At 69.9% G+C, this 21848-nt stretch carries 21 protein-coding genes; 5 read left to right on the plus strand and 16 right to left on the minus strand.

Annotated elements, in window-relative coordinates; all coding sequences use genetic code 11:
• Positions 1 to 16 precede the first annotated feature (16 nt).
• Genes ITJ62_RS01735 through ITJ62_RS01745 form a run of 3 tightly spaced genes read right to left on the minus strand, consistent with a single transcriptional unit; the run spans position 17 to position 3115 of the window.
• Positions 17 to 880: an amidohydrolase gene (locus tag ITJ62_RS01735; RefSeq protein ID WP_194599436.1), complete on the minus strand. Its 864-nt coding sequence runs from the start codon at positions 878 to 880 to the stop codon at positions 17 to 19.
• Entirely contained in the window at positions 880 to 1833 is a 954-nt protein-coding gene (locus tag ITJ62_RS01740; protein WP_194599437.1) for an aldo/keto reductase, read from the minus strand. Before ITJ62_RS01740 ends, ITJ62_RS01735 begins: the two co-directional genes overlap by 1 nt.
• A complete protein-coding gene (locus ITJ62_RS01745; protein ID WP_194599438.1) occupies positions 1826 to 3115 on the minus strand; it encodes an L-fuconate dehydratase in 1290 nt (429 codons plus the stop codon). Before ITJ62_RS01745 ends, ITJ62_RS01740 begins: the two co-directional genes overlap by 8 nt.
• Before the next feature lie 180 nt (positions 3116 to 3295).
• On the opposite strand from ITJ62_RS01745, the gene ITJ62_RS01750 reads away from it, so the two are divergent.
• Both ITJ62_RS01750 and ITJ62_RS01755 read left to right on the plus strand, forming a co-directional pair.
• Positions 3296 to 4198, plus strand: coding sequence for a fumarylacetoacetate hydrolase family protein (locus ITJ62_RS01750; protein WP_194599439.1), 903 nt, complete (start codon positions 3296 to 3298; stop codon positions 4196 to 4198).
• A complete protein-coding gene (locus ITJ62_RS01755; RefSeq protein ID WP_194599440.1) occupies positions 4195 to 4965 on the plus strand; it encodes an SDR family NAD(P)-dependent oxidoreductase in 771 nt (256 codons plus the stop codon). Before ITJ62_RS01750 ends, ITJ62_RS01755 begins: the two co-directional genes overlap by 4 nt.
• A gap of 251 nt (positions 4966 to 5216) precedes the next feature.
• Here ITJ62_RS01755 and ITJ62_RS01760 read toward each other — a convergent pair whose 3' ends face one another.
• Positions 5217 to 5873, minus strand: a complete 657-nt coding sequence (locus tag ITJ62_RS01760; protein WP_228497770.1) for a MarR family winged helix-turn-helix transcriptional regulator — start codon at positions 5871 to 5873, stop codon at positions 5217 to 5219.
• Positions 5874 to 5926: 53 nt separating this feature from the next.
• Between ITJ62_RS01760 and ITJ62_RS01765 the strand changes: the two genes are divergently transcribed.
• The gene (locus tag ITJ62_RS01765; protein WP_194599441.1) at positions 5927 to 6688 is read left to right on the plus strand and encodes a hypothetical protein; all 762 of its coding nucleotides are present in this window, start codon (positions 5927 to 5929) and stop codon (positions 6686 to 6688) included.
• Between the two features lie 290 nt (positions 6689 to 6978).
• Here the strand turns inward: ITJ62_RS01765 and ITJ62_RS01770 are convergent, their stop codons facing one another.
• From ITJ62_RS01770 to ITJ62_RS01795, 6 genes are all read right to left on the minus strand, one after another.
• Positions 6979 to 8157, minus strand: coding sequence for a family 1 glycosylhydrolase (locus ITJ62_RS01770; protein ID WP_194599442.1), 1179 nt, complete (start codon positions 8155 to 8157; stop codon positions 6979 to 6981).
• Positions 8158 to 8259: 102 nt separating this feature from the next.
• Positions 8260 to 10029: an ABC transporter ATP-binding protein gene (locus tag ITJ62_RS01775; protein WP_071261828.1), complete on the minus strand. Its 1770-nt coding sequence runs from the start codon at positions 10027 to 10029 to the stop codon at positions 8260 to 8262.
• On the minus strand, positions 10026 to 10946 hold the full coding sequence (locus ITJ62_RS01780; protein WP_064297140.1) for an ABC transporter permease: 921 nt from the start codon (positions 10944 to 10946) through the stop codon (positions 10026 to 10028). The genes ITJ62_RS01775 and ITJ62_RS01780 overlap by 4 nt, the downstream gene beginning before the upstream one ends.
• Positions 10943 to 11914, minus strand: coding sequence for an ABC transporter permease (locus ITJ62_RS01785; protein ID WP_138947296.1), 972 nt, complete (start codon positions 11912 to 11914; stop codon positions 10943 to 10945). The genes ITJ62_RS01780 and ITJ62_RS01785 overlap by 4 nt, the downstream gene beginning before the upstream one ends.
• A gap of 8 nt (positions 11915 to 11922) precedes the next feature.
• Positions 11923 to 13599, minus strand: a complete 1677-nt coding sequence (locus ITJ62_RS01790; protein ID WP_194599443.1) for an ABC transporter substrate-binding protein — start codon at positions 13597 to 13599, stop codon at positions 11923 to 11925.
• Between the two features lie 187 nt (positions 13600 to 13786).
• Positions 13787 to 14896, minus strand: coding sequence for a LacI family DNA-binding transcriptional regulator (locus ITJ62_RS01795; protein ID WP_137242419.1), 1110 nt, complete (start codon positions 14894 to 14896; stop codon positions 13787 to 13789).
• A 205-nt stretch (positions 14897 to 15101) separates the two neighbouring features.
• Between ITJ62_RS01795 and ITJ62_RS01800 the strand changes: the two genes are divergently transcribed.
• The gene (locus tag ITJ62_RS01800) at positions 15102 to 15902 is read left to right on the plus strand and encodes an isocitrate lyase/phosphoenolpyruvate mutase family protein (RefSeq protein WP_194599444.1); all 801 of its coding nucleotides are present in this window, start codon (positions 15102 to 15104) and stop codon (positions 15900 to 15902) included.
• Positions 15903 to 16001: 99 nt separating this feature from the next.
• On the opposite strand, the gene ITJ62_RS01805 is transcribed toward ITJ62_RS01800, so the two are convergent.
• From ITJ62_RS01805 to ITJ62_RS01830, 6 genes are read right to left on the minus strand one after another with little or no spacing between them, the layout of a single operon-like run.
• The gene (locus ITJ62_RS01805; RefSeq protein ID WP_064297137.1) at positions 16002 to 16868 is read right to left on the minus strand and encodes a prenyltransferase; all 867 of its coding nucleotides are present in this window, start codon (positions 16866 to 16868) and stop codon (positions 16002 to 16004) included.
• On the minus strand, positions 16865 to 17245 hold the full coding sequence (locus ITJ62_RS01810; protein ID WP_194599445.1) for a lycopene cyclase: 381 nt from the start codon (positions 17243 to 17245) through the stop codon (positions 16865 to 16867). The genes ITJ62_RS01805 and ITJ62_RS01810 overlap by 4 nt, the downstream gene beginning before the upstream one ends.
• Positions 17242 to 17595, minus strand: coding sequence for a lycopene cyclase domain-containing protein (locus tag ITJ62_RS01815; RefSeq protein ID WP_194599446.1), 354 nt, complete (start codon positions 17593 to 17595; stop codon positions 17242 to 17244). Before ITJ62_RS01815 ends, ITJ62_RS01810 begins: the two co-directional genes overlap by 4 nt.
• Complete coding sequence (crtI, locus tag ITJ62_RS01820) at positions 17595 to 19175, minus strand: phytoene desaturase family protein (protein WP_194599447.1); 1581 nt, start codon at positions 19173 to 19175, stop codon at positions 17595 to 17597. The genes ITJ62_RS01815 and crtI overlap by 1 nt, the downstream gene beginning before the upstream one ends.
• Positions 19172 to 20140 carry a squalene/phytoene synthase family protein gene (locus ITJ62_RS01825; RefSeq protein WP_194599448.1) on the minus strand — a complete coding sequence of 323 codons (969 nt, stop codon included), beginning with the start codon at positions 20138 to 20140 and terminating at the stop codon, positions 19172 to 19174. Before ITJ62_RS01825 ends, crtI begins: the two co-directional genes overlap by 4 nt.
• Entirely contained in the window at positions 20137 to 21210 is a 1074-nt protein-coding gene (locus ITJ62_RS01830; RefSeq protein WP_079001229.1) for a polyprenyl synthetase family protein, read from the minus strand. The genes ITJ62_RS01825 and ITJ62_RS01830 overlap by 4 nt, the downstream gene beginning before the upstream one ends.
• Positions 21211 to 21295: 85 nt before the next feature.
• Here ITJ62_RS01830 and idi point away from each other — a divergent pair, with 85 nt between their 5' ends.
• Positions 21296 to 21841, plus strand: coding sequence for an isopentenyl-diphosphate Delta-isomerase (idi, locus tag ITJ62_RS01835; RefSeq protein WP_079704925.1), 546 nt, complete (start codon positions 21296 to 21298; stop codon positions 21839 to 21841).
• The last annotated feature ends 7 nt before the right edge of the window (positions 21842 to 21848 follow it).

Below are 21848 nucleotides of genomic sequence, written 5' to 3' on the forward strand. Positions count from 1 at the left end.
CCATCCGTCTGCCCGATCATGTCAGTCCGTCGACGCCGACCGGCCCGCGGGGGTCGAGCCGGTAGACGCGCGTCGCTGTCCCGCCACGCAGTGCATCGCGTTCCGCCGGTGACAACTCGTCGACGAGACCGGACAGCTCGTGCCAGACCGCACCGTAGCCGCCGCTCGTGACGGTCATCGGCCAGTCGCCGCCGAGCATCAACCGCTCGGGCCCGAAGCAGGCGAGTGCGGTGTCCCAGGCCCGACGCACGTCGGCCGCCACGAACGGCCGACCGGCCCGGTTGAGGCCGGACACCTTCGCGACCACGTTCGGTGACGCCGCCGCCGCGGCCAGCTCGGTCGCCCACTGCGCGAAGGCCTGATCGTCGCGCGGGGGCTTCGCGAGGTGGTCGACGACGATCGTCAGCCCCTCCTCCAGCCGCGCGAGTCCAGAGGCGTCGCGGAGCAGCCGAGGGAAGGCGTTCGGGAGGTCGAGCGGAAGCCCGCGATCCGCGAGGACCGCCGCCATCCGGCGCGCGGGGGCAGCCAGGAGCAGGCCGTCCCGGGGGTCGTCGTGCAGCAGCTGACGAACGCCGCTGAACCGTGGATGCGCGCCCCAACGGTCGAGCAGGGCCTCGGCCCGCTTCGCATCGTCGATCGGGACCCAGCCGACGACGCCGGCCACCCAATCGAAAGCGTCCGATGCACTGAGCATCGACATCGTGTCGAGCTCGGTGTCGTCGGCCTGGACGAGGATCGCCGCATCGACGCCGGCCGCCTGCAGCTCTGCGGCCGCACGCTCCGGCGTGAAGTCCTCGCGAAGCGCTTCGTCGGCCGAAGCGAGCCAGTGATACCCGTCGGCGCGATTCCACAGGTGGAGGTGCGCGTCGATCGTCCGCATCAGCCGAGCAGCCCTCTGGTGCGCAGCTCCGTCCAGAAGGTCTCGGGGATCGGCGCCTCGAAGCGCTCCACGTTCTGGATCATCTGCTCCGGCCGCGAGGCACCGACGGCGACCGTCCGCACGGCGGGGTGACGGAGCGGGAACTGGAGGGCGGCCGCGGGCAGTTCGACCTCGAACCGACGGCAGATCTCGGCGATGTCGACGGCGCGGTCGAAGACCTGCGGCGGGACGGCACCGTACTCGTAGCGTCCGTCGCGGTCGGGGACGGCACGGGCCAGCAGGCCGGAGTTGAACACCGAGGCGGCGACCACACCGACGCCGTGTTCCAGGCAGGCGGGCAGCACCTCCGCGCCCGCTGGTTGCTCGGCGAGCGTGTACCGACCGGCGATCATGATGAGATCGGTCAGGCCCGTGCGCACCGCGGCGAGCAGAGCGGCGACGTCCATCGACCCGATCCCGACCGCCCCGACGAGTCCTTCGTCGCGGAGGGCGGCGAGCGCCGGGATCCCCTCGGATATCCCGGACTCCGGATCGTTGCGTTCCGGGTCGTGGAGGTAGAGCACGTCGACGTGGTCGAGTCCGAGTCGTTCGAGGGACTCGTCGAGCGAGCGCCGCACGCCCGACTCACTCGCGTCCCACTCGCGCCGCAAGGTCGCCGGGACGACGAAGTCGTTGTCCGTGTCGAGCGCACCCTCCCCCGCGGGGTTCGGCACGAGGAGGCGGCCGACCTTGGTGGACAGGACGTACTCGTCGCGGGGCTTCGTCCGCAGGAAGGCGCCGAGCCGACGCTCGGAGAGACCGAGGCCGTAGTGCGGAGCCGTGTCGTAGAAGCGGACGCCGTGTTCCCAGGCCGCGTCGAGGATCGCCCAGGCCTCCTCCTCGCTGAGCTCGCGGTAGAGGTTGCCGAGGTTGGCGGCGCCGTACGCGAGCCGCGGGACGAGCAGGTCAGGCACCGGCGCCCCGGAAGGTGAACTCGGCGATCGACGTCGCGAGCATCTCCGAGCCGCCGCCGGGGGCGAGCGGCGCGCGGTACCGGCCGGCGACGATCTCGACGGGCTCGACGAAGTGCTCGTGCAGGTGGTCGACGAATTCGATCATGCGTCCATCCTCGCTCCCGGACACGGCGATGAAGTCGAACATCGAGAGGTGCTGCACCGCTTCGCACAGCCCGACGCCACCGGCGTGCGGGCAGACCGGGACACCGAACTTCGCGGCCAGGAGGAGGATCGTGATGTTCTCGTTCACGCCGGCGACCCGCGTGGAGTCGATCTGGAGCACCTGGAGGGCGTCGGCCTGCAGGAACTGCTTGAACATGATGCGGTTGGCCATGTGCTCGCCGGTCGCGACCGGGATCGGGGCGACGCCGCGCGCGATCGCCGCGTGGCCGAGGATGTCGTCGGGGCTCGTCGGCTCCTCGATCCAGGCGATGTCGTAGGGGGCGAGTCGGGACATCCAGTCGATCGCCTCCGCGACGTCCCACCGCTGGTTGGCGTCGACGGCGATCCGGATGTCGGGTCCCACCGCGTTCCGGGCGATGGCGAGGCGACGGACGTCGTCTTCCACGTTCCCGCCCACCTTGAGTTTGACCTGCGCGAATCCGTCCGCGACCGCTTCGCGACACAGGCGGTCGAGCTTCTCGTCGGAGTAGCCGAGCCATCCGGGCGTCGTCGTGTAGGCGGGGTACCCGGCTGCGAGGAGGGCCTCGATCCTGGCCTCCCGTCCCGGTTCGGCGCGTCGGAGGATCGTGAGCGCGTCGTCCGGGGTGAGGACGTCGCTCAGGTAGCGGAAGTCGACGAGCTCGACGAGCTCCTCCGGCGTCATCGTGGCGAGCAGCCGCCAGAGGGGCAGGCCGGCACGTTTGGCCTTGAGGTCCCAGAGCGCGTTGACGACGGCGCCGATCGCCATGTGCATGACGCCCTTCTCGGGGCCGAGCCACCGGAGCTGGGAGTCGTAGACGAGTTCGCGCCAGAAGGCTCCGAGGGCGTCGAGCACGGGCTCGACCTCGCGACCGAGGAGGTGCTCCCGGAGGGCGTGGATGGCTGCGACTTCGACGTCGTTGCCGCGTCCGATGGTGAAGACGAAGCCGTGGCCCTCGTGGCCGTCGTCCGCGTCCGTCACGAGCCGCAGGTAGGCGGCGGAGTAGTCGGGGTCGGGGTTCATGGCGTCCGAGCCGTCGAGGGTGGTCGAGGTCGGGAACCGGACGTCGTGCGTCTCGAATCCGATGATGGTACTCACGTCGGCATGCTCCTTCGGGCTGGTGCCACCGAGCTTAGACATCCGATGTCTGGGCTGTCAATGCGCCCAGCGCGGACCGAATCATCTGTTGCAACGGTCGGATCGGGCGGTAGAGTTCAGACGTTATCGGCTACGGAGCCGGGTCCGTACGCGGGCACCGGCGGAACCGGAAGGACCAGCATGCGCTTCGCCAGACTCGGCCCCGTGGACGGGGAGACCCCCGTCGTGTTCGCGGGCGACACCGCCTACGACCTCCGATCGATCACCCCCGACATCGACGGAGCGTTCCTCGCCGGCGGCGGCGTCGCCCGCGTCCGCGCCGCCCTCGAGTCGGGTGCGCTCCCCGCCCTCGACGGCGCCGACGAACTCCGGATCGGCGCTCCGATCGCCCGGCCGAGTGCGGTCGTCTGCATCGGGATGAACTACGCGGCGCATGCGGCGGAGTCCGGGTCCGCCCCTCCGGAGATCCCCATCATGTTCCTGAAGACGCCCAACACGGTCGTCGGCCCGAACGACGACGTCCGCATCCCGCGAGGCAGCACGAAGACCGACTGGGAGGTCGAGCTGGGCGTCGTCATCGGCGAGCGCACCTCCTACCTCGACAGCCCTGAGGACGCCCTCGGCCGCATCGCCGGCTTCGTCACCGCGAACGACGTGTCGGAGCGCGACTTCCAGATGGCGGCGAGTGGCGGGCAGTGGTCGAAGGGCAAGTGCGCTCCGGGCTTCAACCCGACCGGCCCGTGGCTCGTGACGCCGGACGAGGTCGACGCCGGCGCCCTGCGACTCCGCAGCTGGGTCAACGGGGAACCGCGTCAGGACTCGAGCACGGCCGACCTCATCTTCGACGTCGCCACGGTCATCTGGCACCTGAGCCAGTACCTGCAGCTCGAACCCGGCGACCTCGTCCTGACCGGCACACCCGAGGGCGTCGCGCTCTCCGGCCGCTTCCCCTACCTCGCACCGGGCGACGTCTGCGAGGTCGAGATCGAGGGCCTCGGCCGCCAGCGACAGCGGTTCGTCGACCCGGTCCCTGGTATCGCGCCGGCTGCCAAGCCTGCCGAGGCACTCGGAGCCCGCGCATGAGCGCCGCAGACACCGGCGAGTTCGACGGACTCGTCGCGATCGTCACCGGCGGCGCTTCGGGGATCGGTGCCGCCATCGTCGAACGCCTCGCCGCCGATGGGGCGAGCGTCGCGATCCTCGATCTGAACCCCTCGCCCGACGAGGACTCCGCCACCCGCCTGTCGGTGCGGGCGAACGTCGCCGACGATGCGTCGGTCCGTGCTGCGATCGACGCCGTCGTCGAACGGTTCGGCCGCCTCGACATCGTCGTGAACAACGCCGGTATCGGCGCGCAGGGGACCGTCGAGTCGAACGACGACGACGAGTGGCACCGCGTCTTCGACATCAACGTCGTCGGTATGGCTCGCGTGACGCGCGCGGCCCTCCCCCACCTGCGCGAGTCGCCGTCGGCCGCGATCGTGAACACCGCGTCGATCGCCGCGACGGCGGGGCTCCCCCAGCGCGCGCTCTACACCGCGACGAAGGGGGCCGTGCTGTCGTTGACGCGAGCGATGGCCGCCGACCACCTGCGCGAGGGCATCCGGATCAACTGCGTGAACCCGGGCACGGCCGACACCCCGTGGGTGGGCCGGCTGCTCGACAGCGCGCCGGACCCGGCCGCCGAGCGCGCCGCGCTCGAGGCACGCCAGCCGCATGGCCGACTCGTCGCCGCGACCGAGGTCGCCGGTGCCGTCGCCTACCTGGCGAGCCCGCGATCAGGCTCGACGACCGGCACCTCGATCGCCGTCGACGGCGGGATGCAGGAGCTCCGCCTCCGCCCCGAGTAGCGAGGGCGGGGTCCCGGTGCCGCCTCACGGTTCACAACTCAGGAGCGCCCCGGCGGTTCTCCCGTGAGACGGCCATCCCCAGGCCGACACGCCTGACTCCTCCTGAATTGCGAACCGCATGGACCGGCCGGGTCCGATCGTGCAGAACTCAGGCGCACGCCGGCGCGTCCGGCCACCGAGGGGATGATCCGGCTCGACCCACCGGGACGCTCCTGAATTGCGAACACGGAGTCGAGGATCAGGCGGGCGAGCTACCGGTCGGTGTCGGGGCGCGGCCACGCGGCGACGAACCGCTCGAGGTACGCCGCGAACTGCGCCGCCTCCTCGGGCGTGAACCCCGAGAGCGCGGTCGTGACCGCGTCGCGTCGACCCCGGTGCGCTTCCTGCAGGACCGCGCGGCCGGCGGCGCTCAGCTGCACCACGCTGCGTCGACCGTCGTTCGGGTCGACCGCGCGAGCGACCTCTCCCCGCTTCGTCGCTTCGGCCACGAGCCGGCTCGCGCGGGGCTGGTCGACGCCGATCGACTCCGCGAGCGCACTGATCCCCATGCCACCGGCCGCCTCGTCACGAGCGAGCGCGTCCAGCATCCGGAACCGAGCCGCCTGGGCGATCGCCTGCTCGCGCGGGTGACGGGCGCCACCGCCGGGACCCCAGGGCCCACCGAAGCCGGGCCCGAAGCCCGGACCGCGCCCACGTCCGCGTTCGTCCTCAGCGCCGCCGTCGGCGTCGTGCCGATGGCCGCCCCCGTGCTCATCGTGGTGGTGATGACCGGGCCCACCGCGCCCACCGCGTCCGCCGAAGCGACGGCCTGACTGGTCCCGTCGGATCTGGACGAGGGCCTGCTCGATCATCTCCACCGGGTCGGTTGCTGTGGGTTCGCTGGGCTGCGCTTGACGATCATCGGACATACATGTCATTGTACATTTACATGTAACAAAGCATGCAAATAAGGAGACCACCCATGAACACCCCCACGACTTCCCCAGAGCAGTCCACCACCCAGTCCGCCGAGCGCCCGCTCGGCTTCTGGCTCCGCACCGTCGATCACGCGGTCAAGCACTCGATGCACGAGGTGCTCGCCGAGGACGGCCTCGGCCGTCGCAGCTGGCGCACGCTCGAGCTCATCGCCTCCGGCGCGTCGAGCATCGAGGAGATCGACGCCGCGCTCCCGCCACACCGCCGCGGACCGCGCGGCCCCGAACGGTTCGGCCGCCGCGGCGGGTTCGGCCCCGGTCGCGGCTTCGGTCACCCCGACCGCACCGCCGAGGCGACGGCTGACGCCGACTCTGCCGAGCGTCCCAGCGGCCACGAGCACGGCCACCCCGCTCACGACCGAGCCTTCGGCCGCGGCCGCGAGTCCGGTCCCGACTTCGGTCGTGATCACCGTTCCGGCGGCGCACCGTTCGGCCCTGGCCACGGCCACCACCGCGGTCCTCGTCGCTCGACCGCGGATATCGTCATGGACTTCGCCGCACGCGGCTGGGTCATCGTCGACGCCGACGGCATCACCCTGACCGACACCGGTCGCGAGGCGCACGACGCGCTCCGCACCAAGGTCGACGCGGTCCGCCAGACCGTCGCCGACGCCGTCTCACCCGAGGACCTCGCGACGACGCTCGCCAGCCTCGAGAGCATCGCCCGAGCCTTCGGCCGGGACGAGCACACGGCGCACGAGCACGGCCCACGCGGTCGCTTCGGTCGCGGCCCCCGCAGCGAGCGCTGACCGGCCGCCGGCGTCTTCCGCCCATGCGGACCCCAGCCGACCACCATGCACAGAGCCCCGGGCAGCAATCGCTGCCCGGGGCTCTCTCCGTTCACAACTCAGGACCAGTACCGCGCGTCGCGGCCAACCGGACCGCAATCGGGGGCGCCGCGCCGGAGGCGTCCTGAATTGCGGACACACACAAGCTGCGGTCCCTCCGTTCACAACTCAGGAGACCCGTCGCGTGGCGCGACTCGTCAGCGGGTTCCGGGGACGGACACGCCGGAGACGTCCTGAATTGCGAACCTCCGCTACTCCGTGAGGCCGTTCGCCTTCGCGACGTTCCCGAGCCACGCGAGGCTCGGCTTCGGCGTGCGCACGAAGGTCTCGCGGTCGACGGCGATGAGGCCGAAGGTCGGCCGGAAGCCGCTCGCCCACTCGTAGTTGTCGAGCGCGCTCCAGTGGAGGTAGCCCTCGAGCTGGATCCCGTCCTGGATGCAGGCGTGCAGCTCGCGCAGGGCGCCGTCCGTGTAGTCGATCCGGCGCGTGTCGTCTGAGGTCGCGATGCCGTTCTCGGTGATCATGATCGGCACCCCGCCCGACAGCTCCCAGGCGCTCCGCACACCCTCGGCGGCGGCCGGCGGGTAGAACTCCCAACCGGTGAGCGTCGTCTCGACGCCGTCCTCGACGGGCAGCGGACCCTTCGGCCCGATGAACGTGCGCGTGTACGCCTGGACACCGAGGAAGTCGTCGCCGGCGGACTGCTCGAGGTACCAGTCGTCACGTGGGTATCCGTACTCGCGCAGCATCTCGTCGGAACCCGGCTCACCGTTCGACCGGAATGCCTGCGTCGCGATGGTCCAGCCGGACTTCAGGCCGGACACCTGCGAGAGCACCTCGCGCGAACGCTTGTGCGACTCGAGGAGCGCGTCGGCCACGAAGAGGTCCGGGTTCGGCAGGCCGTACGCGACGAGGTTCGCCGCGTCCTCACCACCGGCGAGCATCGCGGCGATGTTCGGCTCGTTGATGGTGCAGACGTGGTCGACGCCCTCACCGACGATCGGCAGGGTCAGCTCGGTGTACCGCGCGAAGAGGTCGGCGGCGTCCTTCGCCCGCCAGAACCCGTCGCGCTCGAACCAGCGCGGCACCGTGAAGTGCATGAGCGTGACGACCGGGTTGAGTCCCAGCTCGTGCGCGGTGTCGACCATGCGTCGGTAGTGGTCGATCTCGGCACGCGAGACGATGCCGCGCTCGGGCTCGATCCGCGCCCACTCGATGCTGAACCGGTAGGTGTTGAGCCCGGCGTCGGCGAGCAGCTGCATGTCCTCGCGGTAGCGGTGGTAGCTGTCCATCGCGTCGCCCGAAGGCTCGACGATGTTAGTCCCGGCTTCGTGCTCGTGCACCCACCAGTTGCTGTTGATGTTGTTGCCCTCGATCTGGTGGGCAGCGGTGGCGGCGCCCCAGAGGAAGCCGTCGGGGAAGGTCAGCACGGGTGTTGCTCCTGTTTCATGTTGGGTGTGGCCCTTCGACAAGCTCAGGGACCGGGAGGGGTGGGCGCAGGGACCGGGGAAAACGCAGGGACCGGACGGGCGTCAGCGCTTGGCGCGGGCCGGGTTGGGGACGGCGTCGAGCAGCTGGATCGTGTACGGATCCTGCGGGTGCTGCAGGACGTGCGCGGTCTCGCCTCGCTCGACGACGCGACCCTGGTTGAGGACCATGATGTTGTCGGTCACGAGTCGCGCCGACAGCAGGTCGTGCGTGATGTAGAGCATCGAGACGCCCCACTGCTCGCGCAGGTCCTCGAGCAGTGCGAGCACACCGGCACGCAGCGACACGTCGAGCATCGACACGGGCTCGTCGGCGATGAGCACCTGCGGGTCGCTCGCAAGCGCTCGGGCGATCACGACGCGCTGCCGCTGCCCGCCGGAGAGCTGGTGGGGCAGCTTCGCCGCGAACTGCTCGACGGGCGAGAGGCCCACCGTCTCGAGGAGTTCGAGCACGCGCTTGCGCACCGCGTCGCCCTTCAGCCCGGTGAAGTTCACCACCGGACGGGTGAGCGTGTACTCGACCGTGTGCAGCGGGTTGAGGGCCGCGTACGGGTCCTGGAAGATCATCTGCACGTTCTTGTGCAGGTTCCGGATGCCCTTGCGGTTCAGCTGGGCGACGTCGAGGTCACCGAAGCGGACGGCGCCGGAGGTCGGCTTCTCGATGCCCGTGATGAGCTTCGCGATGGTCGACTTGCCGGAGCCCGAGGCCCCGACGAGCGCGAGCGACTGGCCGGGTTCGAGCGTGAACGACACGTCGTCGACGGCCGTCACCGCGGACTCACCGCGGCGCGGCGGCGGGTAGACCTTCGAGACGGCGTCGACGATGACCGCCGACTCGGCCGAGCGACCGGCGCGCGACGAGGCCTTGCCCGACTCGGAGCTCGCGCTCGTCGCGGTCGGGACGCTCGTCGTGGTGCCGGACACCGGAGCAGTCCCCCGGTTCGCCCGCGAGGGGAAGCCAGGCAGCTCGACGACCGCGGCGCGTGGGTCCGCGTAGTGGCTGAGCAGCATCCGCGTGTACGGGTCCTGCGGACGCTCGAGGATGTCGCGGCTCGGGGCGTCCTCGACGATGCGGCCCTCGTGCATGACGAGCACGCGCTGCGTCGCCTCGAGCACGACACCGAGGTCGTGGCTGATGAGGATGGCGGTGAACCCCTCGGCCTGCTGCAGCTCGGTGATCGTGTCCATGATCGCGTGCTGCACCAGCACGTCGAGCGCGGTGGTCGGCTCGTCGAACACCATGAGGCGAGGCTCGAGCGACAGGGCCAGCGCGATGGACACGCGCTGACGCATGCCGCCGGACAGCTCACCGGGGAAACGGGCGAGCACCTGCGGCGTCAGCCCGACCTTGCCGACCAACTCGGCCATCCGGGCGTCCCAGCGGTCGCGGGAGACGTGCCCGTGCGCCTTGAAGATGTCGACGAAGTGGTTGCGGATCGTGCGGACCGGGTTGAGTGCGTTCATGCCCGACTGCAGCACCATGGCGAACCCGCCCTGACGCTGCTCGCGGAGCGCCTCGTCGCCGAGCTCGCGGATGTCCTTGCCACCGAAGAGGATCTGCCCGCCGTTGATGCGGGCCGGCGGCTTCTGCAGGCGGGTGGCCGCGAAGCCGAGCGTGGACTTCCCGGAGCCGGACTCGCCGACGAGCCCGATGAACTCACCGGCGCCGACGGAGAACGACACGTGGTCGACCGCCTGGACCGGCGCGGCGCCGACGGACTCGTAGACGACGGACAGGTCGCGGACCTCGAGGAGCGCTCCGGTCCCGGCTGCCGGCGCGGATGCGCTCTCGGCCTGGAGGTTGACGGCGTTCATCGTGACTTCCCTTCACGGAGGCGCGGGTTGCTGATCGCGTCGACACCGAAGTTGATGAGGGTGAGGCTCATCGCGAGGAGCGCGATGCAGAGACCGGGGGCGAAGAGGAGGATCCACTGACCGGTGAGCAGGGCGTTGGAGTTCTGCGCCCAGTAGAGGATGGTGCCCCAGCTGACGATCGACGAGTCGCCGAGGCCGAGGAACTCGAGGCCGGCCTCCGCGAGGATCGCACTCGTCGCGGCGCCGAAGAAGCCACCCGCGATGAGGGACGTCATGTTCGGCAGGATCTCGTTGAACACGATGCGGAACGGTCGGTCGCCGGAGAAGCGGGCCGCGGTCACGAAGTCACGCGAACGCAGCGACTGCGTCTGGCTGCGGAGCACGCGGGCACCCCACGCCCACCCGGTGATCACGATGACCGCGACGATCATCACGAGCCCACCGTTCTGGAGGTACGCGGCGATGACGATCATGAGCGGCAGGCCGGGCACCACGAGGAACAGGTTGACGATGAAGTTCACGACCTCGGCGCCGAAGCCCTTGATGTAGCCCCAGCTGAGGCCGATCAGGACCGCGACGATCGTCGACAGGATGCCGGCGATGAAACCGACCGTGACGCTGATCTGCGAGCCGTAGATGAGCTGGCTGAGGACGTCCTCGCCCGCCGCCGTCGTCCCGAACCAGTGCTCGGGGCTCGAGTCGGCGTTCCGGGGGAACCCGTCCTGGCTCGCGCCGTATGGTGCGAGCACCGGGGCGAAGATCGCGACGAGGATGAAGAACGCGAGGATGATGAGCCCGAGGCGGGACTTCCAGTTGGCCCAGAGCGTCGCCGCCGATCGACCGATGAAGGCGAACTTCCTCGGCGGACGCACGGCCTGGTCGGACTGCAGTGTCTTGACGTGCTGTGTGGTGGTCATCGGCGGGTCCTTGGGTCGAGTACGCCGTACAGGATGTCGACGAGGAAGTTGGCGATGAGCACGCTCACGGTGATGAGCAGGAAGAGCGCCTGCATGAGCGGGTAGTCCTGTCCGATCACCGCGTTGAACAGGAGGAAGCCGATGCCCGGGTACCCGAAGACCTGCTCCACGAGGATCGAGCCGCCGACCACACCGCCGAGCGCGAGCCCGAAGCCGGTGAGGTTCGGGAGGATCGCGTTGCGGGCCGCGTACTTGATGGCGACCGTGCGACCGCGGAGACCGTTCGCCTCGGCGAAGGTCACGTAGTCGTCACCGAGGGTGTTGATCATCGCGTTGCGCATGCCGATGATCCAGCCACCGAGGCTCGTCACGAGGATCGTGAGCGCCGGCAGCACCGCGTGGTACGCGACGTCGACGATGAAGTCCCAGGTGAAGGCAGGCGTCGCCGTCGGGCCGAAGGCACCCGAGGTCGGGAACCAGTGGAGCACGTAGCCGGCGAAGAACAGCAGGAGCAGTGCGGTCCAGAAGTACGGGAACGTGCTGGCGAAGGTTCCGCTGAGCGTCGGCAGGGCGTCGAGCCAGGTGTTCCGGCGCCAGGCCGCGAGCACGCCGATGAGGGTGCCGAGGATGAAGGCCACGATCGTCACGATCCCGAGCAGGATGATCGTGTACGGGAACGCCTGCCAGATGAGCTCGCCGACCGACTGCGGGAAGAACGTGTACGAGACCCCGAAGTCGAGCGTGACGACCTGGTGGAGGTAGGTGACGTACTGCTCCCAGAGGTTGCCGCCGGGGACACCGAGTTGGGCCTCGATCGCCGCACGCGTGGCCGCGGAGACCGGGCCGTTCTGCGCGAGCTTCGCGATCGCGGCGTCGGTCGGGGAGCCGGGCATGAGCCGCGGCAGGAGGAAGTTCAGCGTGACCGCCGCCCACAGGGTGAGGACGAAGAGGCCGAGTTTGCGCACCATGTACACGGTCACTCACCGTCCTTCCGGAGCTTGAGGTGCGTGAACACGAGGAGCGGGGTCTGGTCGTAGGTCTGGAGCGGCGCGTACGGGTTGTCCGCATCGGGCCAGCCGGTGAACTTCTTGTCGTTGTAGAGACCCCAGAGTCCGCCGTAGTACATGCCGATGACCGGGAAGTCGCTGTAGACGATCTGCTGCATCTGGTGGCTCAGCCCCAGGCGAGTGGCCTCGTCGGTCGTCTCCTTGTATTGGGCGAGCAGCTGGTCCATCTGCGGGTTGCGGTAGCGACCGAAGTTGCTGGACGTCGTCTCGCCGATCGGCTTCGCGAACTCGCTGTTGAAGCTGTTGTTGAAGCCCTGGAACATGATGCCGTTGCCCATGCCACCCATGGCGACCTCGAAGGCACCGCTCTGGATCGCCTGCTGGTACCCCGGCGGCTGCGGCTGCTTGATCTGCACGTCGATGCCGAGGGCGCCGAGCTCCTTGCGGACCTCCTGGACCGCGCGGAGCCAGTCCGCGTAGCCGTTGGCGGTCGTGATCGAGAAGCTGAACTGCTTACCCGCCGCGTCGACGAGCTTGCCACCCTGCTGGGTGTACCCGGCGGCCGCGAAGGCCGCGAGGGCGCCGGCCGTGTCCTGGGTGATCATGCCCTGGTTCGGCAGGGTGGGGTCGAGTTCGTCCTCCTGGTTGGGCAGCATGAGGCTCGACTGGCCGGCTGCACCGAGGTAGCCCTCGGTCGCTGCGTCGGCGATCTTGTCGCGGTCGAGCGCCAGTGCGATGCCGCGACGGACGTCGACGTTGTCGAACGGGGCGACGTCCATGTTGGGCACGAGCCCGATCACGCCTCCCGGTGGGAACCAGAACTTGTTGTGGTCGTTGGCCGCACCCCAGGTGCCTTCGACGTTCGACAGGAACGAGTACGCCCAGTCGAAGCCCTTGGTCACGATGTCGAGTTCGCCGGTGGCCGCGGGGATCACGAGGTGGTTGACCTCGATCTTGTCGGCCTGCCAGTACGTCTCGTTCTTGTCCATCGTGTACTGCTGCGAGGTGTAGTTGCCCAGGACGTACGGACCGGTGCCGACCGGGTTCGGGTTCCGCCAGGTGTCGGGGCTCTTGACGTCCTTCCAGATGTGCTCCGGGACGATGAGCGTCTGCGAGACGATGTCGGCCGCGGGGGCGTCGTCGTCGAGCAGGTGCATGATGACGTGCTGGCCCTTCACCTCGATCGTGTCGATGTGTTGCCAGGCGCCCTTCTGGTCGAGCGTCGGGTACTGCTTGATGAGGTCGAAGGTGAACTTCACGTCCTCAGGGGTGAAGGCCTCGCCGTCGGACCAGGTGGCGCCGTCGCGGATCGTGTAGTCGATCGTGCGGGCGTCCGGAAGGTCGACCTTCTCGGCGAGCCACGGCGTCTCCTTGCCGTCGAGCACGTTGATGATCACGAGCGGCTCGTAGATGTAGCTCGAGGCCGAGCGCTTGTTCACGAGGTAGGGGTTGAAGTTCCGCTCGAGCATCGGGGTGCCCTTGTCGGAGGCCAGCAGCATCGTGTCGGCGGGGATCGAGGGATCCGGCTCGCTCTTGATCTGGATGCTGCAGCCGGAGACGAGCAGGGCCGCCGCGGCGATCATCGCCGCTGCTCCGAGTCGTCTGCGCCTGCGGACCTTGGTCCGCTCGTGCGTCGTGTGCGTCATCGCCACCGTCCTTGCTGAAGTCTGTACCGGTTGAGTGTAAGCGCATACATTGCCCGGCGCAACCCGTGTCGGACATCCGCCTCTGTTCGCAATTCAGGAGAGCCTCGGCGTGGCGGCCTCGCGGCGGACGGACGCGTCGCGGCACGCCGCGGGCTTCCTGAATTGTGAACGCGAGGGGAGGCGATGATCAGGACGTGATCGACTCGGAGCTCTCGCGGAGGACGACCTCGACGGGGAGTCGGACGGACATCGCGGGCAGCTTCGGCTCGGCGAGGCGACGGGCGAGCGCCTGGACGGAGACCCGGCCGAGCGTCTCCATCGGCTGCCGGACCGTCGTGAGCCGCGGAGCGGACAGGCGGCCGGCGTCGATGCCGTCGAATCCGGTGACGATGAGCTCATCCGGGACCGCGACCCCCGCGATCCTGGCGGCGTCGATCACGCCGAGCGCCATCTGGTCGTTGGCGCACACGACGGCCCGCGGCAGCCCGTCGCGTCGGAACAACTCCCGACCGACCCGTCGCCCGCCCTCGCGGGTGAAGTCGCCGCGGAGGGTCGGCTCCTCCGGGGCGTCGAGCGACCGGTCCGCGAGGGCCGCGCGGAACCCGCTCCAGCGCTCCGCGTCATCGGGCGAGCCGAGGCTTCCGGCCACGTACTCGAGCTCTCGGGCGCCGAGGTCGTCGATGAGGTGCGCCGTGAGCGTGCGCATCCCCTCGGCGTTGCTCACCGAGACGTGATCGAGGTCGTCGCCGCGCCGGGGCCCCGCCATCACGACGATCGGGACGTGACGTGACAGGCGCGCGAGCTCCTCCTCGCTCGCGCTCCCGGCCAGCACCATGAGGCCGTCCACCCGACCCGCCATGTCGCGCACGGTCTGCGTCGCCGTGGATCCGCGTCCGACACCGACGAGCAGCGCGAACCCGCTCCGCCAGGACTCCAGCTCGCAGCCGCGCAGCACCTCGTCGAAGTAGAGGTTGAGCGTCCGTGTGTCGGTCCGCTCCGGGATGTCGCGGACGATGCGTGCTCCTCCGGCCGCCGCCTCGTCGCCCTCGAGGGCGATGTCCCCGAGGTCGTCCATCGCGTCGAGCCCCTGGAAGAACAGGCCGATGACGCCGGTGCGGCGCGCGGCGAGCCCCCGCGCGGCTCCACTCGGGACGTACCCGAGTTCACCGACCGAGGCGAGCACGCGGTCTCGCGTGGCCGGTTTCACGTCGTCGGGGCGGCTGAGCACCCGTGAGACCGTCGCGATGGAGACGCCGGCGTGGTGCGCGACGTCGTAGACCGTCGGCGGTTTCGTCATGGGAACGCCTTCCTTCGGCCACCAATGATACGCACGGCATCCTGCCCGCCCGGTCCACCGGCGGCGTGGGATGCCGCGCGGAGCGCCCTCGTCTTGCGTCACGGGAGCAACCCGCAGGAGCCGGGAACCGCAGCCAACCCGAACGTTCCCTGAATTCTCGACGCTTGTCGGCTGGGCGGCCGACGTCCGCTGGCAGACTGCGGACATGACTGATCAGCATGCCAAAGCCGTCCTCCTCAACTCCCTCCACGAGCCGGGTTCCCCGCTCATCGTCACCAACGTCTGGGACGCCATCACCGCGAAGGTCGTCTCCGAGGCCCCCGGTGTCGTCGCCCTCGCCTCGGCGAGCCACTCGGTGTCGAACGTCCGTGGGCTCGAAGACGGCGGTGGTCTCGACGTCGACGAGGCGATCGCCGCCGCGAAGATCATCGTGGGCGCCGTCGACCTGCCGGTGACGATCGACTTCGAGAAGGGGTACGCGTCCGACGCGGCCGGAGTTCGTGAGAACGTCCGCCGCCTCATCGTCGAGTCGGGTGCCGTCGGGATCAACCTCGAGGACTCCGTCGGTGCCGCGAAGGCCCCGCAGTTCCCGATCGAGGAGGCCGCGGCACGCGTCGCCGCCGCTCGCGCCGGAGCCGACGACGCGGGCATCCCGCTCGTCATCAACGCCCGGGTCGACACCCTCGCCGGCGACCCCGAGGCGTGGGACGAGGCCGTCGCGCGCGCCAACGCCTACCTCGAGGCCGGTGCGGACGTCGTCTTCTTCCTCGGACTCGGCACAGAGGAGCTCGTCGCCAAGGCGATCGAGCAGGTGCACGGACGCATCTCCGTCATCGGCTACCCCGGCGCGGTCCCGCTCAAGCGCCTCGCCGAACTCGGCGTCTCACGCGTCAGCTTCGGCCCCGGCACCCTCGGCCTGACCCTCGCCGCCCTCCAGCGTGCGGCGACCGGCCTCACCGAGCTCGGCGAGTACCCCGAGGACCTCGGCTTCTCCTTCGAGCTCTGAGCCTCGACTGACGACCCGTTCTCAGGAGGATCCGGGCGTGGCGCCAAGTGACCTCGGCGGCGCGCCCGGGGACTCCTGAGACAGGGTCGCGGGTTCCGGTCAGGACGTCAGGAACCAGTACCAGATGATGAGCATCGTGATGAGGAAGCCCGTCAGGAAGTTGAGGCGGAGGAACCGCTTCCAGCCCGCGTTGGCCCGCTCGGCGTCCTCCTCGCGGAGGTTCCAGAACGGCAGCACACTCGCGGCGTAGGGCAGCGCGAGCAGGCCGGCCAGCGGGATGGGCCACGGGGTCACGAGCATGAGCGCACCGCCGGCCAGGTAGGCGACGAAGGCGAACCGGACGGTCGCCGCCGCACCGATCACCGTCGCGATCGAGCCGATCCCGCCCTCCCGGTCGGCGATGATGTCCTGCACCGCACCGAAGGCGTGGCTGGCGATCCCCCAGAGGAAGTAGCCGACGAGCAGCGCCCAGAGCGCGGGGGTGAAGACCGCGCCGGCGAGGACGAGGCCGTAGACCGCCGGGCTCACGAAGTGCGTGCTCGAGGTGAGCGAGTCGATGAACGGCCGCTCCTTGAACCGCAGGCCGGGTGCGCTGTATGCGATGAGCGCGAACACGCTGATCGCGAGGACGAGCCACGACAGCGGCGACCCGATGACGACGAGGTAGACGAGGAACGGGACGTTCGTCACGATCGCCGCGAAGATCGTCAACCGGTGCATCCGGCGGTCCAGGACCGCGCCCTCGACGCCGCCCTTGCGCGGGTTCCGCAGGTCGGACTCGTAGTCGAAGACGTCGTTGATGCCGTACATCGCGAGGTTGTACGGGATGAGGAAGTACAGCGTCCCGAGCCAGAAGGTGAGGTCGAGCTCGCGCGTGGTCAGCAGGTACGCCGCTGCGAACGGGTACGCGGTGTTGATCCACGACAGCGGTCGGGAGGACAGCACGAGCTGGCCGAGTCGGTTCATGCCGGGTCCTCCTGGGACGGGGATGGGGAGACGGGAGACGGGGTTCGGCGCTCGAGGAGCACCCAGAGCGACGGGAGCAGGACGGCCGCGGCGATGGCGTAGGCGAAGTCCTCGAGGGGCGCGATGCCGATGAAGGCGCCGGAGATGAGTGCCGGGTCGTAGCCGACGAGCCCGATGCCGATCATGATGTTGTCGAACAGCGCGGTCATGAGCAGGAGGACGACGAGCCCACCGCCCACCGCGAGCAGCCAGGTGCCCGCCGTCAGACCGGTGGATCGCGGTCCGCTTGCACGGCGTCGATCGAGCCGCACGACCGCGAGCAGGGCGACGACCGCCACGACGGCGAGGAACCATGCGTTGAGGGCCCAGTAGGTCATCGTCCGCTCATCTCGGCGGCGCCGGCCGTCCGGCGGGACACCCGGCCGAGCGTGTGTCGCGCCGCACCGAACAGGTTCATCGTGAGGTAGCAGAGCAGCGTCAGGAAGAAGACCTCCTCGATCGGCAGCTCGGGCGCGACCTGCAGCCCGGTCATGAACGAGGTCTCACCGCGGAAGAAGATGCCGGTGCCGATACCGAGCAGGTCCCACACGAGGAAGAACACGACGCCGATCGGCAGGATGATCGCGGCCCGCCGTCGGTCGGCCCAGAAGAACAGCCGGAACCGCCGGTCGAGCATGACCATCCCGGTGATCGAGACGAGCAGCGCCAGCAGGTACAGCAGACCCATCAGCCGGTCGCCTCGGCGCGAGCGCGCAACGGCTCCACCATCGGTCCGGTGGTGATGTCGCCGCGCATGCGCTTCACGACGAGCTCCGCGCTGATGAGGCACATCGGCAGGCCGATGCCCGGGATGGTCGAGCCACCCGTGTAGAACAGGCCGTCGACCTTCTTGCTGACGTTGCCACTCCGGAACATCGCGCTCTGCGAGAGGATGTGCGCCGGCCCGAGGGCGGTGCCCTTCCAGACGTTGAGGTCGGTCGCGAAATCGGCCGGGCCGACGTCGCGACGCACCACGATGCGCTCGGCGAGGTCGGGGACACCGGCCCACTCGGCGATCTGCGCGATGGCGGCGTCGCCGATCTCCGCGACCCGGGCGTCTCCACCGCCACCGATGGACGGATCGGCCGGGACCGGCACCAGGATGAACAGGTTCTCGTGGCCGTCCGGTGCGACGCCGGCATCGGTCGCGCTCGGGCGGCAGACGTACAGCGACGCGGGGTCGGGCACGCTCGTCTCCTCGCCGAAGATGCGGCCGAAGTTGTCGCGCCAGTCGGCCGTGAAGAACAGGCTGTGGTGCAGGAGTTCCGGGAGCTCGCCGCGGACGCCGAGCATCACGAGCACGGCTCCGGGACCGGCGGTGCGCTTCTCCCAGTACTCGGCCGGGTAGGTCTGGAGTTCGCGGGGCAGCAGCGTCGTCTCGGTGTGGTGCAGGTCGGCGGCGGACACGACCCGGTCGGCGCGGAGCAGCTGCCGACGACCGTCGGCGTCGAGGTAGTTGACGCCGTCGACCCTGGCGCGGCGGCCGGCGGGCATCGTGGTGATGCCGGTGACCTCGGCGCCCGTGATGATCTCCACGCCCTCGGCGCGGGCGAGCTCGGCGATCGTGTCGATGATCCGCGAGAAGCCGCCCTGCGGGTAGAGCACGCCGTCCTCGAGGTCGAGGTAGCTCATGAGGTGGTACATGCTCGGCGCCTCGAAGGGCGAGGAGCCGAGGAACACGGCCGGGTAGCCGAGGATCTGCTGCAACCGGACGTCGGAGACGGTGCGCGCGGCCAGGGTGTCGAGGTCCTCCGTGAGGAGCTTCGCGAGCTTCGGCATCCGGGCGAGGACCTCACGGCTCGCGAGCGTCCGGTACGACTCGAACGTCGTGTACAGGAAGCTCCGGATGGCGATCTCGTACGTCTCCTTCGCGCTGCGGAGGTACTCGTCCATCTTCGCGCCGGCACCGGGCTCGACCGACTCGAACAGGGCGAGGTTGCCGGCCCGGTCGGCGGCGAGGTCGAGGTGCCCGTCGCGGCCCTCCGAGTAGACGCGGTAGGCCGGGTCGAGTCGTCCGAGGTCGAGCTGCTCTGCCGCGGAGGTGCCGAGGAGCCGGTAGAAGTGGTCGAAGACCTCCGGCATGAGGTACCAGCTCGGGCCGGTGTCGAAGGTGAAGCCGTCCTGCTCCCAGGTGCCGGCGCGGCCGCCGAGCACCTCGCGTCGTTCGAGCAGCGTGACCCGCTGGCCGTCGCGGGCGAGGAGGGCTGCGGTGGCGAGACCGCTGATGCCGCCGCCGATGACGACGGTCCGGTTGTGGGAGGTGGTCATGACTGCGAACTCTCGTCGATCGTCGGGATGGAGGCGGTGGTGCCGGTCGTGGCCGGTGTGCGACCGGCGAGCGCGCCGGCGGCGATGCGGAGCTTGACCGGGTCGGGCACCCGGACACGCGTGCGGACGAGCGCCGAGGCCGGCGTCGTCCGGATGCGTCGGGCGAGTTCCGAGAAGAGCTCCTGGGCGAGGGCGACCGCGCGACGGCTCGACTTCGGCAGCTGCCCGAGGACCGCTGCCGAACGGTCGAGATCGGCTTCGATGTCGTCGAGCAGGCTGTGCTTCTGCGCCTCGGTGAGCTCGTCGACGGCGACACCCGGGAAGTAGCTGCGGCCGAGCTCGTCGTGGTCGGCCGAGAGGTCGCGGAGGAAGTTCACCTTCTGGAAGGCGGCACCGAGACTCCTGGCGCCGACGACGAACGCGGCGCGCTGGGCGTCGTCGACGTCGTGGCCGCGCAGGAAGATCCGCAGGCACATGAGCCCGACGACCTCGGCGGAGCCGTACACGTAGTCGCGGAACGTCTCCGGGGTGTGGACGGTACGCGAGAGGTCCGCGCGCATGGACGCGAAGAACGGACGGGTGAGGTCGACCTCGATCCCCGCCGACCGCGCCGAGATGGCGAAGGCGTGCACGACGAGGTTGCTGCTGTACCCCGTCTCCATCGCGTCCTCGGTGTCCTGCTCGAGGGCGTCGAGCATGCGGAGGACCCGCTCGGGGTCGAGCCCGGCTGCCGCGGCCACGCCGTCGACGATCTCGTCGGCGATGCGCACGAGCGCGTACACGTTCTCGACGTCCTGGCGGATGTCGCCACCCAGCAGTCTGGCCGCCAGGCCGAAGGACGTGGAGTACCGACGGATGACGATGCTCGCGGTCTCCTGGGCTACCCGGTCGTAGAGCTGTCGTGCGTCGCCGACCGCCGAGGCGTCGTCGGCCGGTCGCGCGGTCCCGTCCCCTGCTGCGGTCATCGCGACCGCTCGAGCACGGTGGCGACGATGGGGCGGAGCTCGTCGCGGAGCTGCGCCGGGATGCTCGGCGAGGCCAGCTGCTCCCAGGCGCGGTTGGCGTAGTCACCGGCGAGCAGGGTCGCGTGCTGGCGGGCGCCCGTCGTCGTGAGGACGTCGCGCAGGACGGCGGCACCCTCCTCGTCGAGGTCCGGGTCGCCGAAGAGGTGCTCGACGGCGTGCCACTCGGGCTGCTCCGCCGCGAACGCCACCATGACCGTCAACTTGCCCTCGCGGAGGTCGCCGATCGTCGTCTTGCCGGTCGTCTTCGAGTCGCCGAAGACGCCGAGGACGTCGTCGATGATCTGGTAGGCGATGCCGATCTGCTGTCCGAAGGCCCCGAGCGCGTCGATCGTCGCCTCCGGAGCACCGGCTAGGACGCCGCCCGACTGCAGTGGCGCCTCGAACGAGTAGTAGGCGGTCTTCAGGCGCTCCATGCGGATGATGTCGTCGACCGTCGGGACGACGCCGCCGACCGTGAAGTCGACGTCGGCGAGCTCACCGGCTGCCGAAGCGGAGATGGCGTCGTCGAGGATCTCGCGCAGGCGGGTGCGGACCGAGTCGGCGCTCCCGGCGCGGTCGATCAGACGGTAGGACGCGGACAGGGCGAGGTCGCCCGCGATGACGGCGACGGACATGCCGCGGTGCTCGGCGAGCGGCAGCGGGATGCCCGCGGTCTGCGCGATGTCGCGGTAGCTGCCGGAGACGTTGGGGCTGCCGCGCCGGACGAAGTCGCGGTCGATCACGTCGTCGTGGACGATCAGCGCGGTGTGCAGGAGCTCGTAGGCGGCGGCGACGTGGGCGGCCGCGACGATGTCCTCGCCACCCAGCGCCTCATACGCCGTCATGACCATCCGGGGACGGAACCGCTTGCCGCCGGCCATGCTGCGCTCGATGGTCTCCCAGAGCCGTAGGTAGCCGGCGCCGCCGAACGACACCGCCTGTGTCTTCGCCAGTTCGAGGAAACGCTCGAGGGCATCCTCGACCTGATGCTGTTGTCGATAGGGCACGTCGACGACGTGGTGGGTCTCCATATCACGAGGCTACTTCACGGAGCGGTGAGATTAGTACGCTAGCTGTCCATTCGCGTTCGCCCCGATCGTCGGGGAGAATGGACGCATGTCGGTACCCGAAGAACTCGTCGTCCTGCTCGCCGAGGACGGCACCCGCATCGGCACCACGCCGAAGGCGACCGTCCACACGCTGGAGACGCCACTCCACCTCGCGTTCTCCTGCCACGTCATCGGGCCCGACGGACGCATCCTCGTGACCCGGCGCGCGCTCTCGAAGCTCACATGGCCGGGCGTCTGGACGAACTCGTTCTGCGGACACCCCGGCCCGGACGAGGACAGCGTGGACGCCGTGCTGCGTCGGGCGAGTGCCGAGCTGGGCCTGCCGATCTCCGCGCCGGAACTGGTGCTGCCCGACTTCCGGTATCGCGCCGTCGACGCCTCGGGCGTGGTCGAGTACGAGATCTGCCCGGTCTACGTCGCCTACACGGACGCGACGCCCGAGCCGAACCCCGACGAGGTCATGGAGTGGGCCTGGGCCGAGCCCGAATCGCTCCTGGCGTCCGTCGAGCAGGCGCCCTTCGCGTTCAGCCCCTGGCTGACGCTCCAGCTGCCACTCGTCGTGCCGCTGCTCGCGGAGTCCGCGGCCCGCTGAGGCGCCC

The organism is Plantibacter sp. VKM Ac-2876 (assembly GCF_015350715.1).
Classification (GTDB): Bacteria; Actinomycetota; Actinomycetes; order Actinomycetales; family Microbacteriaceae; genus Plantibacter; species Plantibacter auratus.

What these genes read in the sequence shown, in the direction of transcription:
- crtI (WP_194599447.1), bottom strand. Translation starts at nt 19,175, where the DNA reads ATGACCACCTCCCACAACCGGACCGTCGTCATCGGCGGCGGCATCAGC.
- ITJ62_RS01775 (WP_071261828.1), bottom strand. Translation starts at nt 10,029, where the DNA reads ATGAACGCCGTCAACCTCCAGGCCGAGAGCGCATCCGCGCCGGCAGCC.
- ITJ62_RS01830 (WP_079001229.1), bottom strand. Translation starts at nt 21,210, where the DNA reads ATGGAGACCCACCACGTCGTCGACGTGCCCTATCGACAACAGCATCAG.
- ITJ62_RS01825 (WP_194599448.1), bottom strand. Translation starts at nt 20,140, where the DNA reads ATGACCGCAGCAGGGGACGGGACCGCGCGACCGGCCGACGACGCCTCG.
- ITJ62_RS01810 (WP_194599445.1), bottom strand. Translation starts at nt 17,245, where the DNA reads ATGACCTACTGGGCCCTCAACGCATGGTTCCTCGCCGTCGTGGCGGTC.
- ITJ62_RS01750 (WP_194599439.1), top strand. Translation starts at nt 3,296, where the DNA reads ATGCGCTTCGCCAGACTCGGCCCCGTGGACGGGGAGACCCCCGTCGTG.
- ITJ62_RS01815 (WP_194599446.1), bottom strand. Translation starts at nt 17,595, where the DNA reads ATGGGTCTGCTGTACCTGCTGGCGCTGCTCGTCTCGATCACCGGGATG.
- ITJ62_RS01760 (WP_228497770.1), bottom strand. Translation starts at nt 5,873, where the DNA reads ATGTCCGATGATCGTCAAGCGCAGCCCAGCGAACCCACAGCAACCGAC.
- ITJ62_RS01785 (WP_138947296.1), bottom strand. Translation starts at nt 11,914, where the DNA reads ATGGTGCGCAAACTCGGCCTCTTCGTCCTCACCCTGTGGGCGGCGGTC.
- idi (WP_079704925.1), top strand. Translation starts at nt 21,296, where the DNA reads ATGTCGGTACCCGAAGAACTCGTCGTCCTGCTCGCCGAGGACGGCACC.
- ITJ62_RS01800 (WP_194599444.1), top strand. Translation starts at nt 15,102, where the DNA reads ATGACTGATCAGCATGCCAAAGCCGTCCTCCTCAACTCCCTCCACGAG.
- ITJ62_RS01755 (WP_194599440.1), top strand. Translation starts at nt 4,195, where the DNA reads ATGAGCGCCGCAGACACCGGCGAGTTCGACGGACTCGTCGCGATCGTC.
- ITJ62_RS01790 (WP_194599443.1), bottom strand. Translation starts at nt 13,599, where the DNA reads ATGACGCACACGACGCACGAGCGGACCAAGGTCCGCAGGCGCAGACGA.
- ITJ62_RS01805 (WP_064297137.1), bottom strand. Translation starts at nt 16,868, where the DNA reads ATGAACCGACTCGGCCAGCTCGTGCTGTCCTCCCGACCGCTGTCGTGG.
- ITJ62_RS01795 (WP_137242419.1), bottom strand. Translation starts at nt 14,896, where the DNA reads ATGACGAAACCGCCGACGGTCTACGACGTCGCGCACCACGCCGGCGTC.
- ITJ62_RS01735 (WP_194599436.1), bottom strand. Translation starts at nt 880, where the DNA reads ATGCGGACGATCGACGCGCACCTCCACCTGTGGAATCGCGCCGACGGG.
- ITJ62_RS01765 (WP_194599441.1), top strand. Translation starts at nt 5,927, where the DNA reads ATGAACACCCCCACGACTTCCCCAGAGCAGTCCACCACCCAGTCCGCC.
- ITJ62_RS01780 (WP_064297140.1), bottom strand. Translation starts at nt 10,946, where the DNA reads ATGACCACCACACAGCACGTCAAGACACTGCAGTCCGACCAGGCCGTG.